This window comes from Kitasatospora sp. NPDC051702 (assembly GCF_040681575.1).
Taxonomy (GTDB): domain Bacteria; phylum Actinomycetota; class Actinomycetes; order Streptomycetales; family Streptomycetaceae; genus Kitasatospora.
In genome coordinates this window covers 1-20,159 of sequence record NZ_JBFAZB010000010.1, presented here as the reverse complement: position 1 = coordinate 20,159, position 20,159 = coordinate 1, and the positions used below count along the sequence as shown (strand labels likewise).

Annotated in this window: 20 protein-coding genes and 3 tRNA genes; 3 read left to right on the top strand and 20 right to left on the bottom strand. The window is 72.3% G+C overall.

All coding sequences use genetic code 11. The features are described 5' to 3' along the window. Positions 1-636: 636 nt before the first annotated feature. The 10 genes from rplL to AB0N04_RS11390 form a co-directional block, all read right to left on the bottom strand. A complete protein-coding gene (gene rplL, locus AB0N04_RS11435; protein ID WP_360209176.1) occupies positions 637-1,020 on the bottom strand; it encodes a 50S ribosomal protein L7/L12 in 384 nt (127 codons plus the stop codon). An 88-nt stretch (positions 1,021-1,108) separates the two neighbouring features. Then, complete coding sequence (rplJ, locus tag AB0N04_RS11430) at positions 1,109-1,672, bottom strand: 50S ribosomal protein L10 (RefSeq protein WP_188308276.1); 564 nt, start codon at positions 1,670-1,672, stop codon at positions 1,109-1,111. 370 nt (positions 1,673-2,042) lie between these two features. Further along, positions 2,043-2,909 carry a hypothetical protein gene (locus AB0N04_RS11425; RefSeq protein WP_360209179.1) on the bottom strand — a complete coding sequence of 289 codons (867 nt, stop codon included), beginning with the start codon at positions 2,907-2,909 and terminating at the stop codon, positions 2,043-2,045. A 73-nt stretch (positions 2,910-2,982) separates the two neighbouring features. Further along, the gene (locus AB0N04_RS11420; RefSeq protein ID WP_360209182.1) at positions 2,983-3,933 is read right to left on the bottom strand and encodes a hypothetical protein; all 951 of its coding nucleotides are present in this window, start codon (positions 3,931-3,933) and stop codon (positions 2,983-2,985) included. Positions 3,934-4,046: 113 nt separating this feature from the next. Next, entirely contained in the window at positions 4,047-4,835 is a 789-nt protein-coding gene (locus AB0N04_RS11415; RefSeq protein WP_360209184.1) for a hypothetical protein, read from the bottom strand. 170 nt (positions 4,836-5,005) lie between these two features. Further along, entirely contained in the window at positions 5,006-5,728 is a 723-nt protein-coding gene (gene rplA, locus AB0N04_RS11410) for a 50S ribosomal protein L1 (RefSeq protein ID WP_360209186.1), read from the bottom strand. Between the two features lie 77 nt (positions 5,729-5,805). Next, a complete protein-coding gene (gene rplK, locus AB0N04_RS11405; RefSeq protein ID WP_360209188.1) occupies positions 5,806-6,240 on the bottom strand; it encodes a 50S ribosomal protein L11 in 435 nt (144 codons plus the stop codon). Between the two features lie 166 nt (positions 6,241-6,406). Continuing rightward, positions 6,407-7,240: a transcription termination/antitermination protein NusG gene (nusG, locus tag AB0N04_RS11400; RefSeq protein WP_360209235.1), complete on the bottom strand. Its 834-nt coding sequence runs from the start codon at positions 7,238-7,240 to the stop codon at positions 6,407-6,409. A gap of 274 nt (positions 7,241-7,514) precedes the next feature. Next, positions 7,515-7,853 carry a preprotein translocase subunit SecE gene (gene secE, locus AB0N04_RS11395; RefSeq protein ID WP_360209190.1) on the bottom strand — a complete coding sequence of 113 codons (339 nt, stop codon included), beginning with the start codon at positions 7,851-7,853 and terminating at the stop codon, positions 7,515-7,517. Positions 7,854-7,997: 144 nt separating this feature from the next. Continuing rightward, positions 7,998-8,070 (bottom strand) — tRNA-Trp (locus tag AB0N04_RS11390). A gap of 283 nt (positions 8,071-8,353) precedes the next feature. Between AB0N04_RS11390 and AB0N04_RS11385 the strand changes: the two genes are divergently transcribed. Then, a complete protein-coding gene (locus tag AB0N04_RS11385) occupies positions 8,354-9,601 on the top strand; it encodes a pyridoxal phosphate-dependent aminotransferase (protein WP_360209192.1) in 1,248 nt (415 codons plus the stop codon). Positions 9,602-9,707: 106 nt separating this feature from the next. Then, positions 9,708-10,763 (top strand): adenosine deaminase, encoded by a 1,056-nt coding sequence (locus AB0N04_RS11380; protein ID WP_360209195.1) that lies wholly within the window; start codon positions 9,708-9,710, stop codon positions 10,761-10,763. Here AB0N04_RS11380 and AB0N04_RS11375 read toward each other — a convergent pair. From AB0N04_RS11375 to AB0N04_RS11340, 8 genes are all read right to left on the bottom strand, one after another. After that, positions 10,753-11,796, bottom strand: a complete 1,044-nt coding sequence (locus tag AB0N04_RS11375; protein WP_360209197.1) for a UDP-N-acetylmuramate dehydrogenase — start codon at positions 11,794-11,796, stop codon at positions 10,753-10,755. The two genes, AB0N04_RS11380 and AB0N04_RS11375, sit on opposite strands and share 11 nt — an antisense overlap. A 64-nt stretch (positions 11,797-11,860) precedes the next feature. Next, the gene (locus tag AB0N04_RS11370) at positions 11,861-13,501 is read right to left on the bottom strand and encodes an MFS transporter (RefSeq protein ID WP_360209200.1); all 1,641 of its coding nucleotides are present in this window, start codon (positions 13,499-13,501) and stop codon (positions 11,861-11,863) included. Positions 13,502-13,598: 97 nt separating this feature from the next. Beyond that, entirely contained in the window at positions 13,599-14,273 is a 675-nt protein-coding gene (locus tag AB0N04_RS11365; RefSeq protein WP_360209203.1) for a TetR/AcrR family transcriptional regulator, read from the bottom strand. A gap of 117 nt (positions 14,274-14,390) precedes the next feature. Further along, positions 14,391-14,813, bottom strand: a complete 423-nt coding sequence (locus AB0N04_RS11360) for a MaoC family dehydratase (RefSeq protein WP_360209206.1) — start codon at positions 14,811-14,813, stop codon at positions 14,391-14,393. 5 nt (positions 14,814-14,818) lie between these two features. Continuing rightward, a complete protein-coding gene (locus tag AB0N04_RS11355) occupies positions 14,819-15,277 on the bottom strand; it encodes a MaoC family dehydratase N-terminal domain-containing protein (protein WP_360209208.1) in 459 nt (152 codons plus the stop codon). A 119-nt stretch (positions 15,278-15,396) separates the two neighbouring features. Then, a complete protein-coding gene (gene rpmG / locus AB0N04_RS11350) occupies positions 15,397-15,561 on the bottom strand; it encodes a 50S ribosomal protein L33 (protein ID WP_006604855.1) in 165 nt (54 codons plus the stop codon). Between the two features lie 83 nt (positions 15,562-15,644). Beyond that, positions 15,645-15,717 (bottom strand) — tRNA-Met (locus tag AB0N04_RS11345). A gap of 43 nt (positions 15,718-15,760) precedes the next feature. Beyond that, positions 15,761-15,833: transfer RNA gene (locus AB0N04_RS11340), tRNA-Thr, on the bottom strand. 268 nt (positions 15,834-16,101) lie between these two features. On the opposite strand from AB0N04_RS11340, the gene AB0N04_RS11335 reads away from it, so the two are divergent. Further along, entirely contained in the window at positions 16,102-17,373 is a 1,272-nt protein-coding gene (locus AB0N04_RS11335; RefSeq protein WP_360209211.1) for a hydrolase, read from the top strand. A 376-nt stretch (positions 17,374-17,749) separates the two neighbouring features. On the opposite strand, the gene AB0N04_RS11330 is transcribed toward AB0N04_RS11335, so the two are convergent. Further along, entirely contained in the window at positions 17,750-18,424 is a 675-nt protein-coding gene (locus AB0N04_RS11330; RefSeq protein ID WP_360209214.1) for a response regulator, read from the bottom strand. Next, the coding region (locus tag AB0N04_RS11325) for an ATP-binding protein (protein ID WP_363364037.1) at positions 18,417-20,159 on the bottom strand (1,743 nt) is incomplete at its 5' end. The genes AB0N04_RS11325 and AB0N04_RS11330, both read right to left, overlap by 8 nt.

The following is a 20,159-nucleotide window of genomic DNA, read 5'->3' as shown; positions in this document are numbered from 1 at the left end:
AAACCCCAGGTCAGAGCCGCTTTGCGGAGGCGATGCCAGACCCCTTCAGGGCAACGCAAACTCCGGGCGACGAGTCACGGAGCAGCTAACAGGCAGCGCAAAGGGACAGTGTAGCCAAAGGGCACACTGCTGTCCAGCTCTGATTCGGAAACCGAATCGGAGACTCCTCCCGGTAGCCGGCGGCCGCGAACGACCACCGGGTACTGCACCGGCCCGGGCACTGCCCGGGCCCCATAACTCACGTGGAGTCATTTCCCGCCGGAGCCACTGGTTATGCATCCAGCGGCGAACCAACCGGGCGGACTCGCGCCTTGAGAATCGCGCGCCGCGCCGGGTTCGTCAAGGGCCCGCCGGCGGGGCGGGCCTCGACCCCTTCATCGGTCGGACGCCCCCCGGCGTTACAGAAGCCGTGGTGGGGGCCACCGCCGATGACGGTGATCACCATACCCCCCGGCACCGACGGTGCCGAGTGGACTCTCGGCCGGACCGGTGGCCCGGCGCCGCGGGGCCCGGTGGGGCCGGGAACGCGAAAAGGCCGGGCCGACCACCCGCAAGGGTGATCGGCCCGGCCTCGGGCGCCCTCAGCCCACAAGGGGCTCAGGGGGTACCCACCAGCCGACTACGGCTGGCGAGGAGTCACTTGACGGTGACCTTGGCGCCGGCACCCTCGAGGGCGGCCTTGGCCTTCTCGGCAACGTCCTTGGCAACCTTCTCCAGGACCTTGGCACCAGCGGTGTCAACGAGGTCCTTGGCCTCCTTCAGGCCGAGGGAGGTCAGGGTGCGCACCTCCTTGATGACCTGGATCTTCTTGTCGCCAGCGCCCTCGAGGATGACGTCGAACTCGTCCTGCTCCTCGACGGCCTCGGCCGGGGCACCGGCGGCGGCAACGCCGGCCACGGCGACCGGGGCAGCGGCGGTGACGTCGAACTTGTCCTCGAAGGCCTTCACGAAGGCGGCGAGCTCGATGAGGGTGAGCTCCTCGAACTGCGCGAGCAGCTCGTCCTGGGTCAGCTTCGCCATGATGGCGTCCTTCCACTAAATCGGCAGGTGGTGCCGTATGTACGGGTTGGGCGGGCACGGGCCCGCAGCGAGGCGTGAGCCTGCCGAACTACTCGGCGGCCTCGTCCTCGGCGGCGGGAGCCGGCGTACCGGCACCGCCCTGCTCGACCTTGTCGCGCAGCGCGTCCACAGTGCGGACGAGCTTCGACGGCAGGGCCTGGAAGAGCGCGGCAGCCTGGGACTGCTTGGCCTTCAGGGCACCCGCCAGCTTGGCGAGCAGCACCTCGCGGGACTCGAGGTCCGCGAGCTTCTTGATCTCATCGGCGGACAGCGCCTTACCGTCAAGGACACCGCCCTTGATGATGAGAGCGGGGTTCTCCTTGGCGAAGTCACGCAGAGCCTTCGCCGACTCCACCGGGTCACCGGTGACGAAGGCGACAGCCGTCGGACCGTTGAACAGGTCGTCGAGCTCGGAGATCCCGGCCTCATTGGCCGCGATCTTGGTCAGCGTGTTCTTCACCACGGCGTACTCGGCGTTCTCGCCGAGCGAGCGACGCAGGGTCTTGACCTGCTTCACCGAGAGACCGCGGTACTCGGTCAGCAGCGCCGCGGAGGAGCCACGGAACTTGTCCGTGATCTCGGCGACGGCAGCAGCCTTGTCGGGCCTTGCCATAGGCTTACGCCTCCTTCCGTGATGTCGAAGTCCGGCCGACCGCGAAAGTCGACCATTCACACCTCGAACCGGCCGGACGGAAGGAAAGCTCCTGCGGAAAAGCAGATGAGCCCCGGTGCGCAGGCGCACGGGGCTCGTGACGACCTCGACGGGCGATCGCGCGAACGCGGACCCGGAAGTCGAAGCTCCAGACACACCTGCGCGGGCTGCCTGCGCACGAGGCGCAGATCCTTCGGCCACCCGCTCCCCTGGGGGCGCATGGTGACAACCAGCGGTCTTTGGCTTCGGCAACATTAACCGGACGCGCCCGTCCGGGGCAAATCGCCCCCGACCGACCGGCCCGGGGCGGTGCCCGCAGGGCCCTCCGGGCTCAGCGGGCCAGCGGGGAGACCGTCCGGGTCCCGGTGTCCACGGTGTCCGTCTCGGCCGGGGCCTGCACCGAGAGCAGCGGGCCGGCGAAGTCGGAGTAGACCACCGAGTCGTCCGCCCGGCCGCTGTCCCCGCTGCCGGTGCGCTGGAGCTTGACCAGCTGGTCCTTGTCGTTGAGCCAGAGGTCCAGGGTGAGCGAGAGCGAGCCGCCGGGGGCCAGCGCGGCCCGCAGGCCGTCGCGGCGGGCCTGGGTCAGCTGGGTCTGGGCGGCCGCGTAGCGCTCGGCGGTGGTGACGACCCGGTAGTGCTCGACCGTCGAGTCCTCGTACTTCTCCTCCGCGACGAACTGGGCGTCCGCGCCGTCGGCGGTGGCGGCGGCCAGCGCCTCGACCGGGTTCAGCAGGTCGATCAGGCCCGCGTAGGGGACCTCCTTGTGGCCGTTCTGGTCCGCCGGGACGGCGAACCGCTCCCAGTGCCGGCCGCCCTGGCGGGCCGCGGTGGCGGCGTCGCCGCCCTGGTACGCGACGGTGTCCACGACGATCAGCTGCTCGGCCCCCGAGGGGGTGGAGCGCTTGATCTGGAGCGCCGTCTTGGGCTGCCAGAAGAGCGGCCCGGCCCCGGCGTCCGCGCCCAGCCGGTAGCTGACCTTGGCCCGGCGGGCGGTCTGCACGGCCAGTTGTGCGGAGAGCAGCACCCCGTGCGGCGACCGGTCGGTGGGCTTGGCCGGCCCGGTCGGCGAGGCGGTGGTGGTCGGACTCGGGCTGCCGGAGGGCGTGGGCGGTGCGTCCTCACCGCCGCCGCATCCGGTCAGCCCGGTCGCCAACAGGACGACGGCGGCGAGTGCCGCCAGCCGCTGTCGTCCCGCCATCGTCCGATCCCTCCTCGCCCGGGCGCCGTGTCGGCGACCTTCGTCTCCGGCCACCTTGCCACCCGGGCCGGGGTCAGCTGGTGGCGCCCCCCTTGCCGAGCTTGGCGAGTTCGGCCTGGTCCACCGTGTCGGACGGGTCCGGTGCGGTCGTGGTGACCGGGGTGCCGTAGTCCGAGTAGGTGACGGTGGCCTTGAACGGGCCGGCCTTGGTGTCGGCCTGCTCGGTGCGCTTGACCACCAGCTGGTCGGCGTCGACCCAGACGTCGACCTGCTCGCTGGTGATGCCGGCGGTGTCCAGGTTCTGCTTGATCTGGTCCGCCTGCTCCTGGGTCAGCCCCTTGCCGGTGGCGGCGGCGATGTCGGTGGCGCTGAGCTCGCCGGTGTAGTGGGTGGCGGGCTTGCCGTTCACCGACTCCTGGCCGACCTCGGTCACCTTGCCGGAGGCGATCAGCGTGCGGACGCCCTGGACCGGGTCGGCGCTCTTGAGCTGGTCGCTCGCGCCGCCGGTGGTCTTGGCCTGGTCGGCCATGCTGTACCGCAGCCAGTGCCGGCCGCCGAGGGCGTCGACCACGTTGCCGCCGAGGCGCAGGTACATCGCGTCCTTGGTGAAGCGGTACGGCGCGGACTGGCTGCCGGTCAGCGGCGTGATGGCCTTGCCCAGCGGTGAGCCGGACATGTCCATCGTGATGTCGCCCCGGAGGCCGTCGGCCCAGGAGACGGCGCCCTTGCCCTTCATGGTGACCTCGCCGAACACGATCGACTCGTCGATCTTGGCCGACTTGGCGGCGCTGGTCTTCTGGGTCACCTGCTCCAGGAAGACCACCGGGGTGACCTTCGCGGGCGGTGCGCTCGGGGTGCTCGGCGCGGCGGCCGACGGCGTCGCCGCGGCGGCGGTGGTCGGCTGCGCGGCCGCGGTGGTCGGCGCGGGCGCGGCGGTCTTGTCGTCGTTGTTGTTGCAGGCGGTCGCGGTCAGCGCCAGAGCGGCGAGGACGACGGCGACTGCGGCCTTGCGGGTTCCAGGCATGGTTCCCCCCTTGAGGATCCCAACGATCCAGAGAAGAGCAGATTTTCAGCTTCTTCTCATCCGGGACTCTAACGGATCGCCAGAGCCCCCATGCACCGGTTTGTCCCCCTCCCCTAGGTACCCGCGGGAGGGGTCGCGTCCCCCGCCGCGAGAGCTGAGACATCCGTCGTGGTCACCGTGGTTCCCGCGCTGCCGCGGACCGTCTCACGGAGCTTCAGCAACTGCTCGCCGGGGCCGACCCAGACGTCGTAGCCGATCGCCTGGACACCCCGCCGGTGGTACCAGTCGACCACCGCGGCCAGCCGGCCGGGGGCCAGCTCCCCGTCCGCGGTGAAGTACTCGGCCACCGTCGCGGAGCCCCGGTAGTGCGCGACGGTGACCCCGGCCAGCTGCTCGCCGCCGAGCGAGCCGAGCTTGCCGGTCTGCGCCATCGTGTAGGCGCGGCTGCCCGGGTTGGTGATCAGCCCGGTCATCCAGCCGCCCGCGTAGCCGCCCGGCGCCGCGTCCGCCGCCCGCGGGTCCAGCGACTCCGCGGTGTCCCGGTCGGCGTGCCGGGGCGGGGCGCCCTGGTAGGCGAGGTCGAGCGCACCGTCGCGGACGGTCAGCTGCCCGGCGCCCCGCTCGTCGGTGACGGTCAGCGCGGCCTCGTCCCTGGCGCCCCAGGAGAGCGTGCCGGTGGCGGTGCGCCGGCCGTCGGGGCCCTCCTCGACCACGTCGATCCGGGCGCCGCCGACGTCGTCCAGCGCCTGGGCCGCGGTGAGCACCACCTGCCGGGGCGGCACGGGCGCGGCCGCGCCGCCGGGGGTCCGGGTGTCCTGGACGGCGAGCAGGCTGCAGCCCGTGGTGGCGCCGAGCAGCAGGAGGGCCGCCGCCAGGAGGGCGGGGCGGGGGGTGGGCGGCACGGCACGCTCCGACGGTCACACGTTCTGCACATGAGCTGACCGGCAGAGCGTACGACGACTCGGTCACACGTTCCCATCCTGTGAGGTCACCATCCGGAAACGACGGCGGGCCCGCACCCCCGTGAAGGGGTGCGGGCCCGCCGTGACGGACTGCTTCAGAGCCGGGAGGCTCAGACCGCGGCCGGGTCCTCCTCGACGAGGAGGTTGCGGGTGCGGTTCGGGTCGACCGGGACACCCGGGCCGATGGTGGTGCTGACCGCGGTCTTCTTGATGTAGCGGCCCTTGGCGGCGGACGGCTTGGCGCGGAGCACCTCGTCCAGCGCGGCGGCGTAGTTCTCGACCAGCTGCTCGTCGGTGAAGGAGACCTTACCGATGATGAAGTGCAGGTTCGAGTGCTTGTCGACGCGGAACTCGATCTTGCCGCCCTTGATGTCGTTGACAGCCTTGGCGACGTCCGGGGTCACGGTGCCGGTCTTCGGGTTCGGCATCAGACCACGGGGACCGAGCACGCGACCCAGGCGGCCGACCTTGCCCATGAGGTCCGGGGTGGCGACGACGGCGTCGAAGTCGAGGCGGCCCTTGGCGACCTCGTCGATGAGCTCGTCGGAGCCGACGATGTCGGCGCCGGCAGCACGCGCGGCCTCGGCACGGTCGCCGGTCGCGAAGACCAGGACCCGGGCGGTCTTACCGGTGCCGTGCGGGAGGATCACGGTGCTGCGGACCATCTGGTCGGCCTTGCGCGGGTCGACGCCCAGACGCATGGCGACCTCGACGGTGCCGTCGAACTTGGTGGTGCTGGTCGCCTTGGCGAGGCGGATGGCCTCGAGGGGGGCGTAAAGGCGCTCGCGGTCCACCTGGGCGTCCGCGGCCTTCAGAGCCTTGCTGCGCTTCACTGCTGCTCCTGAATGGTGATGGGAGTCGTGGTGTCACGGGCCTGCGCAGGCCCTACCACAGGGACGAGAAGGGCTGATCAGCCCTCGACGGTGATGCCCATCGACCGGGCGGTGCCGGCGATGATCTTCTCCGCCGCGTCCAGGTCGTTGGCGTTCAGGTCGGGCATCTTGGTCGTGGCGATCTCGCGGACCTGGGCGCTGGTGAGCTTCGCGACCTTGGTCTTGTGCGGCTCGGCCGAGCCCTTGTCGATACCGGCGGCCTTCAGGATGAGGCGCGCGGCCGGCGGCGTCTTCGTGATGAAGGTGAAGGAACGGTCGTCGTAGACCGTGATCTCCACCGGCACGATCATGCCGCGCTGCGACTCGGTCGCAGCGTTGTAGGCCTTGCAGAACTCCATGATGTTGACGCCGTGCTGGCCCAACGCGGGGCCGACCGGCGGCGCCGGGTTGGCCGCACCGGCGTTGATCTGGAGCTTGATAAGCCCCGTGACCTTCTTCTTCTTGGGAGGCATGTCTCTCCGGGTCCTTCCGAGAGGTGATTGCTGGTGCGTGCGGAACCGGGGCGACACCCGGCCGCCAGCACACACATCGGACCAGGCTAACGCGGATGCGCCGCTGGACCAAAACGGATCCGGGGCGGGGCGCTCGGCCCCGCCCCGGATCCGAAGAGCGTGGGGACTAGTTCTTCTGGATCTGGTCGAAGGAGAGCTCGACCGGGGTCTCCCGGCCGAAGATCTCGACGAGGCCCTTGACCTTCTTCGAGTCGGGGTTGATCTCGTTGATGGTCGCCTGCAGGGTCGCGAACGGCCCGTCGGTGACGGTGACCGAGTCGCCGACCTCGAAGTCCAGCACCTGGATCTCGCTCGGCTTGACCGGCGAGGGCTTGCCGGCCTCCTTGGCCGCCTGGCGCTCGACGTCCGGGGCGAGCATCTTGACGACCTCGTCCAGGGTCAGCGGGTACGGGTCGTAGGCGTTGCCGACGAAGCCGGTGACACCGGGGGTGTTGCGCACGACGCCCCAGGACTCCGGGGTGAGGTCCATGCGCACCAGGACGTAGCCGGGGAGCTTGTTCTGGCGGATGGTCTTGCGGTCGCCGTTCTTGATCTGGACGACCTCCTCCTGCGGCACCTCGGCCTGGAAGATGTACTCCTCGACGTTCAGCGAGACGGCGCGCTGCTCCAGGTTCTGCTTCACCCGGTTCTCGTAGCCGGCGTAGGTGTGGATCACGTACCACTCGCCCGGCATGAAGCGCAGGTCCTCGCGGAACTTGGCGACCGGGTCGACCTCCTCGGCCTCCTCGGCCTCCTCGGCCTCCTCCTCGACGACCTCGACGGCCTCGTCGGCCTCGTCGGCGGCGGGCTCCTCGTCGCCCTCCACGTGCAGCGCGACCTCCTCGGCGGGCTCGCCGGCCTCGGCCTCGTCGTACGCCTCGACCTCGTCCTCGTCGCCGTCCGCGGCGTCCACGATCTGCTCGGCGGCCTCGGCGTCGACAGCCAGCTCGGCCGCGTCCAGCTCGGCGGCGACATCCGCCTCGCGGACGGTCTCGTCGGCGTCGTACAGGGGGGACTCAGACACGGTGGCTGCTTCTTTCCTGGAGATGGTGAAGGTGGCGCGCTCCGGGGCCGCCGCCGGCGTGCTGCCGCTCACACGGGCGCCAGGCGAGGACTCGGAGACTTCAACAGTACCGAGTCAACGGTAGCGGCCGCGTACGTCCGGCGCAGACAGCACGACCCGGGCCGAGGATCGGCCCGGGTCGGGAAGCTGTTTCGAAGGTGCGGCGGCCAGGTCAGCCGAAGATCCAGAGGCTCAGCTTGGAGAAGCCGTAGTCCAGTCCGGCCACGATCGCCATCATGACCACGACGAACGTGACCACGACGGCCGTGTAGCTGGTGAGCTCGTTGCGCGTCGGCCAGACGACCTTGCGCAGTTCGGCGATGATCTGGCGGTAGAACAGCCCGATCCGGGCGAACAGGCCCTTCTTGCCGCGCTTGCCCGACTTCTTGTCGGCGCGCTTGCGGTCGCGACGCGAGTCGCCGCCCTCGCCAGAGGTGGTCTCGGCAGCGCCGTCGGCACCCTCGGGGTTGCCGCTCTCAGGCGTTGCGGTGGAGCCCGTGGTCTCCGTCACTCGTCCTCACCTGAATCCGGGTCCTGCCGAGCGAGACGTACCCGATGGGGCACGAGCGTCCGGCTAAGCGGTGCTGATCGGTGCCCTCTCCGCATCAAGCCCGCTCGCTCTGTGGAGCGAACGGGCTGAAAGCGGATCAAGCAGCAGGGCAAGAGGGACTTGAACCCCCAACCGCCGGTTTTGGAGACCGGTGCTCTACCAATTGAGCTATTGCCCTACGGTGCCTCGTGGCTCCGTAGCGACCAACCTACCGCATCTCCCCCCACTGTCTGCACAGGTGGTGGAAGCTCCGGTCTTTTCGGCGGGCCGTCGAGCAGTGAGTGTACGTGGTCGAGGGGTGTTTGGTCGAACCTCTTCTTCCGGGTGCGCTGGTTGCCCGGCATATGTCCGGCATGCCCGCATGATCACCGGCGGATCGGCGTCCGCCGCCATGTGGACGGACGGGTACGGATGGTGAAACCGCGCCCCCCGGCCCGTGCCGGTTCTGCGACCATGCAGGCATGAGCGCTTCCACCCCGCAGCCCGACCGTTCCATCCGCCCCGCCGACCGCCGGGTCTCCGCCCGGATCGGCGCGATCGCCGAGTCCGCGACCCTCGCCGTGGACGCCAAGGCCAAGGCCCTCAAGGCGGCCGGCCGTCCGGTGATCGGCTTCGGCGCCGGCGAGCCCGACTTCCCGACCCCGGACTACATCGTCGAGGCGGCCGTCGAGGCCTGCCGCGACCCGAAGAACCACCGCTACACCCCGGCGGGCGGCCTGCCCGAGCTGAAGTCCGCGATCGCCGCCAAGACCCTGCGCGACTCCGGCTACGAGGTGGACGCCGCCCAGATCCTGGTCACCAACGGCGGCAAGCAGGCGATCTACGAGGCGTTCGCGGCGATCCTGGACCCGGGCGACGAGGTCATCGTCCCGGCCCCGTACTGGACCACCTACCCGGAGTCGGTCCAGCTGGCCGGCGGTGTCCCGGTGGAGGTCGTGACGGACGAGACCACCGGTTACAAGGTCTCGGTCGAGCAGCTGGAGGCCGCCCGCACCGAGAACACCAAGGTCGTGCTCTTCGTCTCGCCGTCCAACCCGACCGGCGCGGTGTACACCCGCGACGAGGCCGAGGCGATCGGCCGCTGGGCGCTGGAGCACGGCCTCTGGGTGCTCACCGACGAGATCTACGAGCACCTGGTCTACGGCGACGCGACCTTCACCTCGCTGCCGGCCCTGCTGCCCGAGCTGGCCGACAAGTGCATCGTGGTCAACGGCGTCGCCAAGACCTACGCGATGACCGGCTGGCGGGTGGGCTGGGTGATCGGCCCCAAGGACGTCATCAAGGCCGCGACCAACCTGCAGTCGCACGCCACCTCCAACGTCTCCAACGTCGCCCAGCGCGCCGCGATCGCCGCCGTCAGCGGCGACCTGTCCGCCGTGCACGAGATGCGCACCGCCTTCGACCGCCGCCGCCGCACCATCGTGCGGATGCTCAACGAGATCGAGGGCGTCTACTGCCCCGAGCCCGAGGGCGCGTTCTACGTCTACCCGTCCGTCAAGGGCCTGCTCGGCAAGGAGATCCGCGGCAGGCGCCCGGCGAGCTCCAGCGAGCTGGCCTCGCTGATCCTGGACGAGGCCGAGGTCGCGGCCGTCCCGGGCGAGGCCTTCGGCACCCCCGGCTACCTGCGGTTCTCCTACGCGCTCGGCGACGCCGACCTGGCCGAGGGCATCGGCCGGCTGCAGAAGCTGCTCGGCGAGGCCCGCGACTGACGTCGCCCCGGGTACGGGATCAACCCGCGACCGCCCTCCTTCACCCCTTCGGGGGACGGAAGGAGGGCGGTTCCCGTCGGGGGGCCCGATGCGGCAGTATCGGCGAATGGAACGCCTGTTGAACCCGCGAGACGTCAGGGGCCTCCCGAAGGCCCACCTGCACCTGCACTTCACCGGCTCGATGCGGCCCGCCACCCTGCTGGAGCTGGCCGACAAGCACGGCGTCCGGCTGCCGGAGGCGCTCAGCTCCGGCGAGCCGCCCAAACTGCGGGCCACCGACGAACGCGGCTGGTTCCGCTTCCAGCGCCTCTACGACACCGCCCGCTCGGTGCTGCGGGACGAGGAGGACATCCGCCGGCTGGTCCTGGAGACCGCGGAGGACGAGCGCCGCGACGGCTCCCGCTGGCTGGAGATCCAGGTCGACCCGACCTCCTACGCGCCCCGGCTGGGCGGGCTGATCCCCGCACTGGAACTGATCCTGGACGCCGTGGAGCAGGCCGCCGCGGCCACCGGCACCGGCATCCGCGTCCTGGTCGCGGCGAACCGGATGAAGTCCCCGATGGACGCCCGGACCCTGGCCCGGCTCGCCGTCCGCTACGCCGACCGCGGCGTGGTCGGCTTCGGCCTCTCCAACGACGAGCGCCGCGGACTCGCCCGGGACTTCGACCGGGCCTTCGAGATCGCCCGCAAGGGCGGGCTGCTGGCCGCGCCGCACGGCGGCGAGCTGGCCGGGCCGGAGTCCGTCCGGGACTGCCTGGACGACCTGGGCGCCGGCCGGATCGGCCACGGCGTCCGCGCCGCCGAGGACCCGCGGCTGATGGCCCGGCTCGCCGACCGCCAGATCACCTGCGAGGTCTGCCCGTCCTCGAACGTCTCGCTCGGCGTCTACGAGCGCCCCGAGGACGTCCCGCTGCGCAGGCTCTTCGACGCCGGCGTGCCACTGGCCCTGGGCGCCGACGACCCGCTGCTGTTCGGCAGCCGGCTGGCCGACCAGTACCTCCTGGCCCGCGAGGTCCTGGGCTTCGACGACGCCGAACTGGCCGAGCTGGCCCGCCAGTCGGTGCGCGGTTCGTGCGCACCGGAGGCCGTCCGCAAGGAGCTGCTGGCGGACGTGGACGCCTGGCTGGCGGACGGCTCCGGCCCGCACGGCGCTACAGGCTGACCCCGACCATCACCGGCTCGTTCACCAGCTCGACCCCGAAGGCCTCCCGCACCCCGTCCCGGATCTCCCGGGCCAGCGCCAGGAGGTCCTCGGCGGTGGCCGAGCCCCGGTTGGTGAGGGCCAGGGTGTGCTTGGTGGAGAGCGTGGCGGGGCCGCCGCCGTAGCCCTTGCCGAAGCCGGCCCGGTCGATCAGCCACGCGGCCGAGGTCTTGGTGCGGCCCTCCGGCGCCGGGTAGGCGGGGGCGTTCTCAGTGCCCGGGCGGGTCCGGAACGACTCGTACTGCGCCGCGGTGAGCACCGGGTTGGTGAAGAAGGAGCCGGCCGACCAGGTGTCGTGGTCCGCCGGGTCCAGCACCATGCCCTTTCCGGCGCGCAGGCCCAGCACCGCCTCGTAGGCCTTCTCCAGCGGCACCCGCTCGCCCTGCTCGACGCCGAAGTGCCCGGCCACCTCGGCGTACTTGACCGGGGTGGAGAGGCCGCCGTGGTCGGCGAGGGCGAAGCGCACCCGCAGCACCACGTAGCGGTCCGGCTCGGCCTTGAAGCGGCTGTGCCGGTAGGAGAAGCCGCACTCGGCGCCGGTGAGCGTGACCACCCGGTCGGCGGCCCGGTCGTAGGCGACCACCTCGGTGATCGACTGGGCGACCTCCTGGCCGTACGCGCCGACGTTCTGCACCGGGGTCGCGCCGGCCGAGCCGGGGATGCCGGCCAGGAACTCGATGCCCGCCAGACCGTGCTCGCGCACCGCGCGGGTGACCGCCTCCGACCACACCTCGCCGGCGGCCAGCTCCAGCACCGTGCCGTCCAGGGCGAAGCCGGTGGTCGCGATCCGCAGCACGGTGCCGGGGAAGCCCGCGTCGCCGATCACCAGGTTGGACCCGCCACCGAGGACGAGCAGCGGCTCGCCGGCCGCGTCGGCCGCACGGACGGCGGCGATCACCTCGTCGTCGGTGTGGGCGGTCACCAGGCGGCGGGCCGGGCCGCCGAGCCGGAGCGTGGTCAGCGGGGCGAGGGGGGCGTCGTTTTCTACCAGCACGCCCACCAGCGTACGGGGGGAGAGGGCGCCGTCCGGCACCCCTTCCCCCCGGTGGACCCGGTGCTCAGCCGCGGGCGGCCTCGGCCGGGACGGGCCGGTCGGCGGCCCCGGCGTCCGCGGGCTCGCCGGCCTTCGCGGTCTTCGCGGTCTTCGCGGTCTCGGTCTGCTCGGCCCGCTCGGGCTTCGCGTCCGCCTCGGCCTGCTCGGTCTGCCCGGCCTGCTCGGCCCGCTCGGCCTGCTCGGGCTTCGCGTCCGCCTCGGCCTTCGTGTCCGCGGTGTTCTCCCCGGCGGGCGCCGCGGAGGCGACGGGCTTCACCCGGCGCGGGAGGAGCATCGCGCACAGCGCCGCCACCACGACCACCCCCGCGCCGACGTACAGCGCGGGCACCAGGCCGTCGACGAAGGACTGCTCCGAGGTGTAGCCGCCCTGCGCCGAGAACACCGCCGAGAGGACGGCCACCCCGAGCGCGCCGCCGACCTCGCGCAGCGCGTTGTTGGCGCCGGAGGCGATGCCCTGCTCCTCCGGGGCGACGCTGTCCATCACCAGGGCGGCGGTCGGTGCGAAGTACAGCGACATGCCGATGCCGCAGATCACCACGGCGGGGACCTCGGAGGCGTAGTCGTAGCCGGTGGCCGCGCCGTTGATCGCCGCGTACAGCGCCAGGCCGAGGCCCTGCAGGAGCAGCCCGGTCACCACGATCGGGCGGCCGCCGAAGCGGTCGGCGAGGATGCCCGCGATCGGGGCGACGATCAGCGGCATGCCGGTCCACGGGAGCATCCGGATGCCGGCCTCCTGCGGGCTGTAGCCGCCCACGGTCTGCAGGTGCTGGCTGATCAGGAAGATCGAGCCGAACATCCCGAGGAACATCAGCAGGCCCGAGGCGTTGACCGCGGAGAAGGCCCGGCTGCGGAACAGCCGCATCGGCAGCATCGGGTGCTTCGCCCAGCGCTGCTCGTACAGCACGAAGGCGGCCAGCGACAGGACGCCGGCGACCAGCGAGAGCAGCACCAGCGGGCTGGTCCAGCCGTCCGGGTTGCCGCGGATCAGGCCGAGGACGACGCCGAACAGGCCGAGGCTGACCAGGACGGTGCCGGCCACGTCCAGCGCCGGGCTGGCGCCGCGGCTCTCCCGGAGCTTGACGGCGGAGAGCGGCACCAGGACGAGGCCGACCGGGACGTTCACCCAGAAGATCCACTGCCAGGAGAAGTGCTCGGTGAGCATGCCGCCGACCAGCGGCCCGGTGGCGATGGCGAGGCCGTTGACGCCCGCCCAGATGCCGAAGGCCAGGCCCCGCTTGGCCGCGGGCACCGCGTTGGTGAGCAGCGTGAGGGTGAGCGGCATCGAGACGGCGGCCCCGGCACCCTGGACGGCGCGGGCGGCGATGAGCGCGCCGATGCCCGGCGACAGCGCCGCCGCGGCGGAGCCGACCGTGAAGAGCGTGAGCCCGATCAGGAAGATCCGGCGCCGGCCGAACCGGTCGCCGAGCGCGGCGCCGAACATCAGCAGGACCGCGAAGGCCAGGGTGTAGGCGCTGACCGTCCACTCCAGGTCGGACAGGCCGCCGCCGAGGTCCTCCCGGATGGAGGGCAGTGCGGTGGTGACGACCAGGTTGTCCAGGCTGGCCATGAAGCCCGCCACGCTGGTGATCACCAGGGTCCAGACACCGAGCCTGCCCAGGCCCGGCGCCTCCGTTTTCTCCGACATGACTCCCCCAGTTCACTCTGGATAGTTATTGATCAATAACTTCTGCGGGCCGAAAGAGGGCCGTACGGACTCCGCCGCACGGCCGACACCCGGCGTCCTACTCGGTCTGCTCCCCGGCCGGTCCCTCGACCAGCCCCTCGGGCCCCTCGTCCGACCCCTCGGCGTGTTCCTCGCCCGACCCCTCGGCGTGTTCCTCGCCCGACCCTTCGGCGTGTCCCTCGTCACCCCGCCCGAAGCCGTCCCAGATCCGGTGCTCCCGCGGGAACCCCAGCGCCACCAGGGTGTTGATCAGCATGCCGTAGGCCATGAAGGCGGTCGCCTCGTCGGTGTCGCCGCCCAGCCGGATCCTGATCCGGTCGAACAGGTCCAGCCAGCCCTTCCGGGCGGCCTCGCCGATCTCGTCCTCGTCCGCGGTGTCACCGGCGAACACCGAGACGTAGAGCTGCATCTGCATCATGAGCTGCTCGCGGTCCTCGACCAGCCCCAGGTACGCGCGGGACATCGCCTCGCCGGCCGCCTCGCCGGTCAACCCGGCCGACGCCTCGTCGAAGACCTGCCAGGTCTCCTCGATGCAGCGGTCGGCGGCGGCCTTGAAGATCGCCTGCTTGCCCGGGAACAGCCGGAACAGGTACGGCTGCGAGACGCCCACCCGGCGGGCGATCGTCTCGGTGGACGTCCCCCGGTAGCCGCTCCTGGCGAACTCGATCATCGCGGCACGGACGACGCTCTCGCGCCGCTCCTCCGCACTCATCCGCATGCTCGCCCTCGCCATGGGATCCAAGTTAGTGGCCAATCACTATCCAGGCAAGGGCCGCGGCCGCGGCGGGAACCCGTCGGGCGGGCCCCGTCGCGGCGGACGGGACGGGGGCGGCCGTGCCGCGCCCCGGCCTCAGCCGAGCTGGACGACGGCCTTCGACATCCCGAGGACCTTCTGCCCGCCCGTGGTGGCCAGCAGGTCGACCTGCACCCGGCGGCCCTCCAGCAGCTTGGCGACCTTGGCCGACACCTCGACCACCGCGCCGACCCCGTCGTTCGGCACCGGGACCGGACGGACGAAGCGGACGCCGTACTCGACCACCGCGGCCGGGTCGCCGACCCAGTCGGTGACCACCCGGATCGCCTCGGCCATGGTGAACATGCCGTGCGCGATGACGTCCGGCAGGCCGACCTCCAGCGCGAACCTCTCGTTCCAGTGGATCGGGTTGAAGTCCCCGGAGGCGCCCGCGTAGCGCACCAGGGTGTCGCGGGTCACCGGGAAGGACTGCGCCGGCAGCTGGGTGCCGACCTCGACCTCGTCGTAGCTGATCGCCATCGTGCTCACTCCCCCGCCTCGTCGGCGGCCCGGGCCACCAGCGTCATGACCGACGTCACCACGTGCTCGCCGATCGCGTCCGACACCTCGCCACGCACGGTGAGCACGTCGTTGCCCGCCAGCGACTTGATGTTGTCGATGGTCACCGCGACCGTCAGCCGGTCGCCCGCCAGGATCGGGCGGGTGTAGGCGAACTTCTGGTCCCCGTGCACCACCCGGCTGTAGTCCAGGCCCAGCTCCGGGTCCTCGACCACCTGGGAGGCCGCCCGGTAGGTGATCACGAACGGGAAGGTCGGCGGGGCGATCACGTCCGAGTGGCCCAGCGCCTTCGCCGCCGCCGGATCGGTGAACGCCGGGTTGGCGTCACCGATCGCGATCGCGAACTCGCGGATCTTCTCCCGGCCCACCTCGTACGGCTCGGTGGGCGGGTAGGTCCGCCCGATGAAGGAGGGGTCGAGCGCCATGGCAGCTCCTCGAAAAGCGGGTGGATACGAAAAAGCTCCGGGCCGCACCCCCCTGGAGGGATGCGGCCCGGAGTTCAAGACCTGAATTCACACAGGCCCGATGATGCCCTGCGTGAGGGTCAGCGGGTCTCGCGGTGCGCGGTGTGCGAGTTGCAGCGGGGGCAGTGCTTCTTCATCTCAAGACGGTCCGGGTCGTTACGCCGGTTCTTCTTGGTGATGTAGTTCCGCTCCTTGCACTCCACGCAGGCCAGCGTGATCTTCGGGCGGACGTCGGTGGCAGCCACGGGAGTGCCTTCCTTGGACAACGAATAAGAACACAACAAGAGTAGCCGACCGGGAGTGCGATCTCCCGACCGACTACGCGGGGTAGCGGTGACCGGACTTGAACCGGTGACACAGCGATTATGAGCCGCTTGCTCTACCAACTGAGCTACACCGCCACGGTGATCCGCAGCACAGCCGAGGCTGACTGCTTCTCACCAGAGCCCCCATGCGGAATCGAACCGCAGACCTTCTCCTTACCATGGAGACGCTCTACCGACTGAGCTATAGGGGCGAACGAGGAAGAGATTACACGTTTCGCGCCCAGAGGTGAAATCCGTATCCCGACGCGAAGTCCGCAGGTCGGCGAGGTGCACGGACGAACGATCCAAGGCCCCGCGTTCGATCGGCCCCGGAGCCGCACGGCCCGACCCGATACGACTATTGCCCGCCTCCCGGCACCCCGCGCCCTCGCGCCATAGGCTCGACCCTCATTGACCGGGACGGCCCGGGACCAGCACGGTCCGGCCGACCGGACGGGCCAGGGCGGGAAGGAGCCGGCGATGGACAGCTCAGCCGCCGACGGGCCGCACTCCGGCCCCGGCCCGGCGGCCAACCCGCTCGGGCACGGCCCCGTCCTCCTGCTCACGGGCGCCCGGCTCGCGGACGGCCGGGTGGTGGACGTCCGGATCAGCGGGGACCGGATCCAGGCCGTCGGCACGGTCGGTAGCCTCGGCCCGCTGCCCGCGCTGCCAGGCGCCCCCACCGTGACCACCGGCGCCCGGATCGACCTCACCGGCTACCTGCTGCTGCCGGCCCCCGCCGAGGCGCACGCCCACTACGACACCGCCTTCTCCGCCGCCCTGCCCGCCCCGCCTCCGGACACCCCCGCCGACCTCACCCGCCGGGTCACCGAGGCCGCGCTCACCTCGCTCGGCTACGGCGCCACCGCCCAGCGCACCCACGTCCGGATCGGCGACGTGCACGGGCTGCGCCGGCTGGAGGCGGTGCTCACCGCGCGGCAGGCCCTGCGCGGCCTGGCCGAGCTCCAGGCGGTGGCGATGCCCCGGCTGCTCACCGGGCGGGCCGGCGCGGACGGCCGGGCGCAGCTGCGCGACGCGCTCAAACTCGGCGCCACCGCGGCCGGCGGCTGCCCCGAACTGGATCCGGACCCGGCCGGGTACGTCCAGGTGCTGCTGGACGCCGCCCGGGAGGCGGACTGCCCGGTGGACCTGCACACCACGGCCGCGGACCACGCACGACTCGCCAGGCTGGCGGGTGCGCTGGCCCCGCTGCGGCCCCGGGTGACGCTCGGCCCGTGCGGGGCGCTGGCCCGGGGCGCCGCCGCGGCACTGGCCACCAGCGGGGTGCGGGTGGTGTGCCTGCCGCAGAACGGCGGCTGCACCGGACTGGAGGGCCGCTCGTCGGGTCTGCGCCCAGGACTGCTGCGGGAGTTGGTGGAGGCCCGGGTGCCGCTGGCGGCGGGCAGCGGCGCGCTGCGGGACCCGTCCAACCCGGTCGGCCGGGCGGATCCGCTGGAGGCGGCCTACCTGCTGGCGGCGAGCGGGGAGCTGGACGCCGACGCGGCGTACGACGCGGTGGCCAACCAGGCCCGCAGCGCGCTCGGGCTGCCGCTGGTCCGGGTGGACGCCGGGTTCCCGGCGGAGCTGCTGGCGGTGCGCGGGGACAGTCTGACGGGGGCGCTCGCGGGCGGCCACAGCCGGCTGGTGGTGCACAGCGGACGGGTGGTCAGCCGGACCAGCGCGGTACGGGAGTTCGCGGACACCGTGGCGCTGGCGCTGCCCCGGCAGTCGGGGAGCACCGGAGGGGGTTAGCGCCCGTCCCGCGGATCCCGTCGGGCGGATCCCGCCCGGCGGCGGCCCCGGGGCCGGGCAGCCGGGGAAGCCTGCGAAGCCGGGGAAGCCCAAGGGGCGCGCAGCCTTGGCTGCGCGCCCCTCCCCCACTACTGGCCGCCGTTCGACGGGCGGCTGGAGCGGTCCCGGGCCTCCCCCACATAGGAGCCGGTCCCGCTCGGTCGACACCGACACTACGCCCACGGAGCACCGCCCCCGACCGGCCTTGACGCCCCCCTGTCGCCCGCGGGACCGCTCTTGACGGGCCGTTGACGCGACGGGACCGGACCGGCCCGGGGCTCCCGGCTCAGCCCCGGCCCGGCTCAGGGCTCAGAGCTCCCGGCTCAGGGCTCCCGGCTCAGGGCTCGTACCGGTAGCCGATCCCCGGCTCGGTGATCAGGTGCCGCGGCCGGGCCGGATCGCGCTCCAGCTTGCGGCGCAGCCCGGCCAGGTAGACCCGCAGGTAGTTGCCGCGCCCCTCCTGGGCCGGCCCCCACACCTCGCGCAGGATCTGCCGCCCGGGCACCAGCCGGCCGGGGTTGGTCACCAGCAGGGCGAGGATCCGCCACTCGGTCGGGGTGAGCCGCACCGGGCCGCGCGGGCCGGTCACCGTGGTGGCGGTGAGGTCGACGGTGTGGTCTCCGATCACCGGCCGGCCCGGCGGGGCGCCGACCGGCGGCCGGCGCAGCACCGCCCGCAGCCGGGCCAGCAGCTCGTCCATCAGGAACGGCTTGGTCAGGTAGTCGTCGGCGCCCGCGTCCAGGGCGCCCACCTTGTCGGCGGCGCCGGACCGGCCGGAGAGCACGATGATCGGCGCCGCACTGCGGGTGCGCAGGCCGCGCAGCACGTCCATGCCGTCGAGGTCCGGCAGGCCGAGGTCGAGCAGCACGGCGTCCGGGGCGCGGTGCGCGGCGCGGTCCAGCGCCTCGCCCCCGCTGGCCGCGGTGCGGACGGCGTACCGCCGGGCGCTGAGGTTGATCCGCAGGGTGCGCAGCAGCGCCGGCTCATCGTCGACGACCAGGATCTCACTCATGGACGGGCTCCTCCGCGGTCGCGACGGGCAGGGTGAGCAGCATGGTGGTGCCGCCGCCGGGGGTGTCCTCGACCTCCAGGCTGCCGCCCATGGCCTCGGCGAGGCCGCGGGAGAGGGCCAGGCCGAGGCCGACGCCGGTGGTGTTGTCGGTGTCGCCGAGGCGTTGGAAGGGCAGGAAGACCCGGTCGCGGTCCTCGGGCGCGATGCCGGGGCCGCGGTCGATCACCCGGATCTCCACCTGGTCGGCGTGGTGGCTGGCGGTCACCAGGACGGGTGCGCCGGGGGCGTTGTGGCGCAGCGCGTTGGTGATGACGTTGGCGAGGACGCGCTCCAGCAGGGGTGGGTCGGCGAGCACCGGCGGGGCGGTCTCCAGGTCGAGCGGCTGGACCGGCGCGTACGGGTCGGCGAGGCTGTCGAGCGCCCGGGGCAGGACCTCGTCGACGTGGGTCCCGGTGAGGTGCAGGGTGAGGGCGCCGGCCTGGAGGCGGCTCATGTCGAGCAGGTTGTCCACCAGACGGGTGAGTTTGACCAGTGATTCGTCGGCGGTGGCGAGGAGTTCGGCCTGGTCCTCGGGCGAGAACTCGACGTCGGGGCTGCGCAGCGAGCCGACCGAGGCGAGGGCGGCGGCGAGCGGGGTGCGCAGGTCGTGGCTGACGGCGGCGAGCAGGGCGGTGCGCATCCGGTCGGCGGCCTTGATCGGCTCGACCTCGGCGGCGACCACGGCGAGCCGCTCGCGTTCCAGGGCGGCGGCGGCGTGGGCGGCGAAGGCGGTCAGCACCCGCTGGTCGGCGGCGGGCAGCCGGCGGCCGGTGAGGACCAGCAGGGCGTCCGTGGCCACCGGGACCTCGGTGGTCTCGACGGGGGCGCCGTCCTCGTCCGGCTGCCCGGCCCCGGAGTGCGCGATCACCTCGCCGTCGGCCCGGGAGAGCAGGGCGACCGTCCGCATGCCGAAGGCCGTCCGGGACTTCTCCAGCAGGGCGGGCAGCGCGTCGGCGCCGCGCAGCACGCTGCCGGCCAGGGTGGAGAGGGTCTCGGCCTCGGCGGTGGCGCGGGCGGCCCTGCTGGTGAGCCGGCCGGCGTGGTCGACGACGGTGGAGACGGCGAGTGCGACGGCCGCGAAGACCACCAGGGCGACGATGTTGTTGGTCTCGCCGATGGTCAGGGTGTGGATGGGCGGGATGAAGTAGTAGTTGAGCAGCAGCGAGGCGGTGACCGCGGCCAGCAGGGCGGAGGTGGCACCGCCCAGCAGCGCGACGATGACCACGCCGAGCTGGAAGATCAGCGCGTCGGTGGTGAGGTTGATGCTCTCGTGCGCCTGGGAGAGCACGGCGGTCAGCAGCCAGGGCAGCGCGAACCCGGCGGCGTAGCCGGCGACGGTGCGGCGGCGGGAGTGGCGGCGGCCGAGCGAGGGCAGCCGGCCGCGGCCGGTGAACGCGTGGGTGACCATGTGGACGTCGATGTCCTCGGAGGCGTCCACGGTGGTCTCCCCGATACCGGGGCCGGTCAGGAAGCGGTTGACCCGGCCGCGGCGGCTGGTGCCGAGCACCAGCTGGGTGGCGTCGTGGGCGCGGGCGAAGGCCAGCAGCGCGGTGGGGATGTCGTCGCCGACGACCATGTGATAGCTGCCGCCGAGGGTCTCCACCAGTTGCCGCTGCTGGGCGAGCGCACCGGAGGAGGCGCCGGCCAGGCCGTCGCTCCTGGTCACGTGGACGGCGAGCAGCTCGCCGCCGGCGGT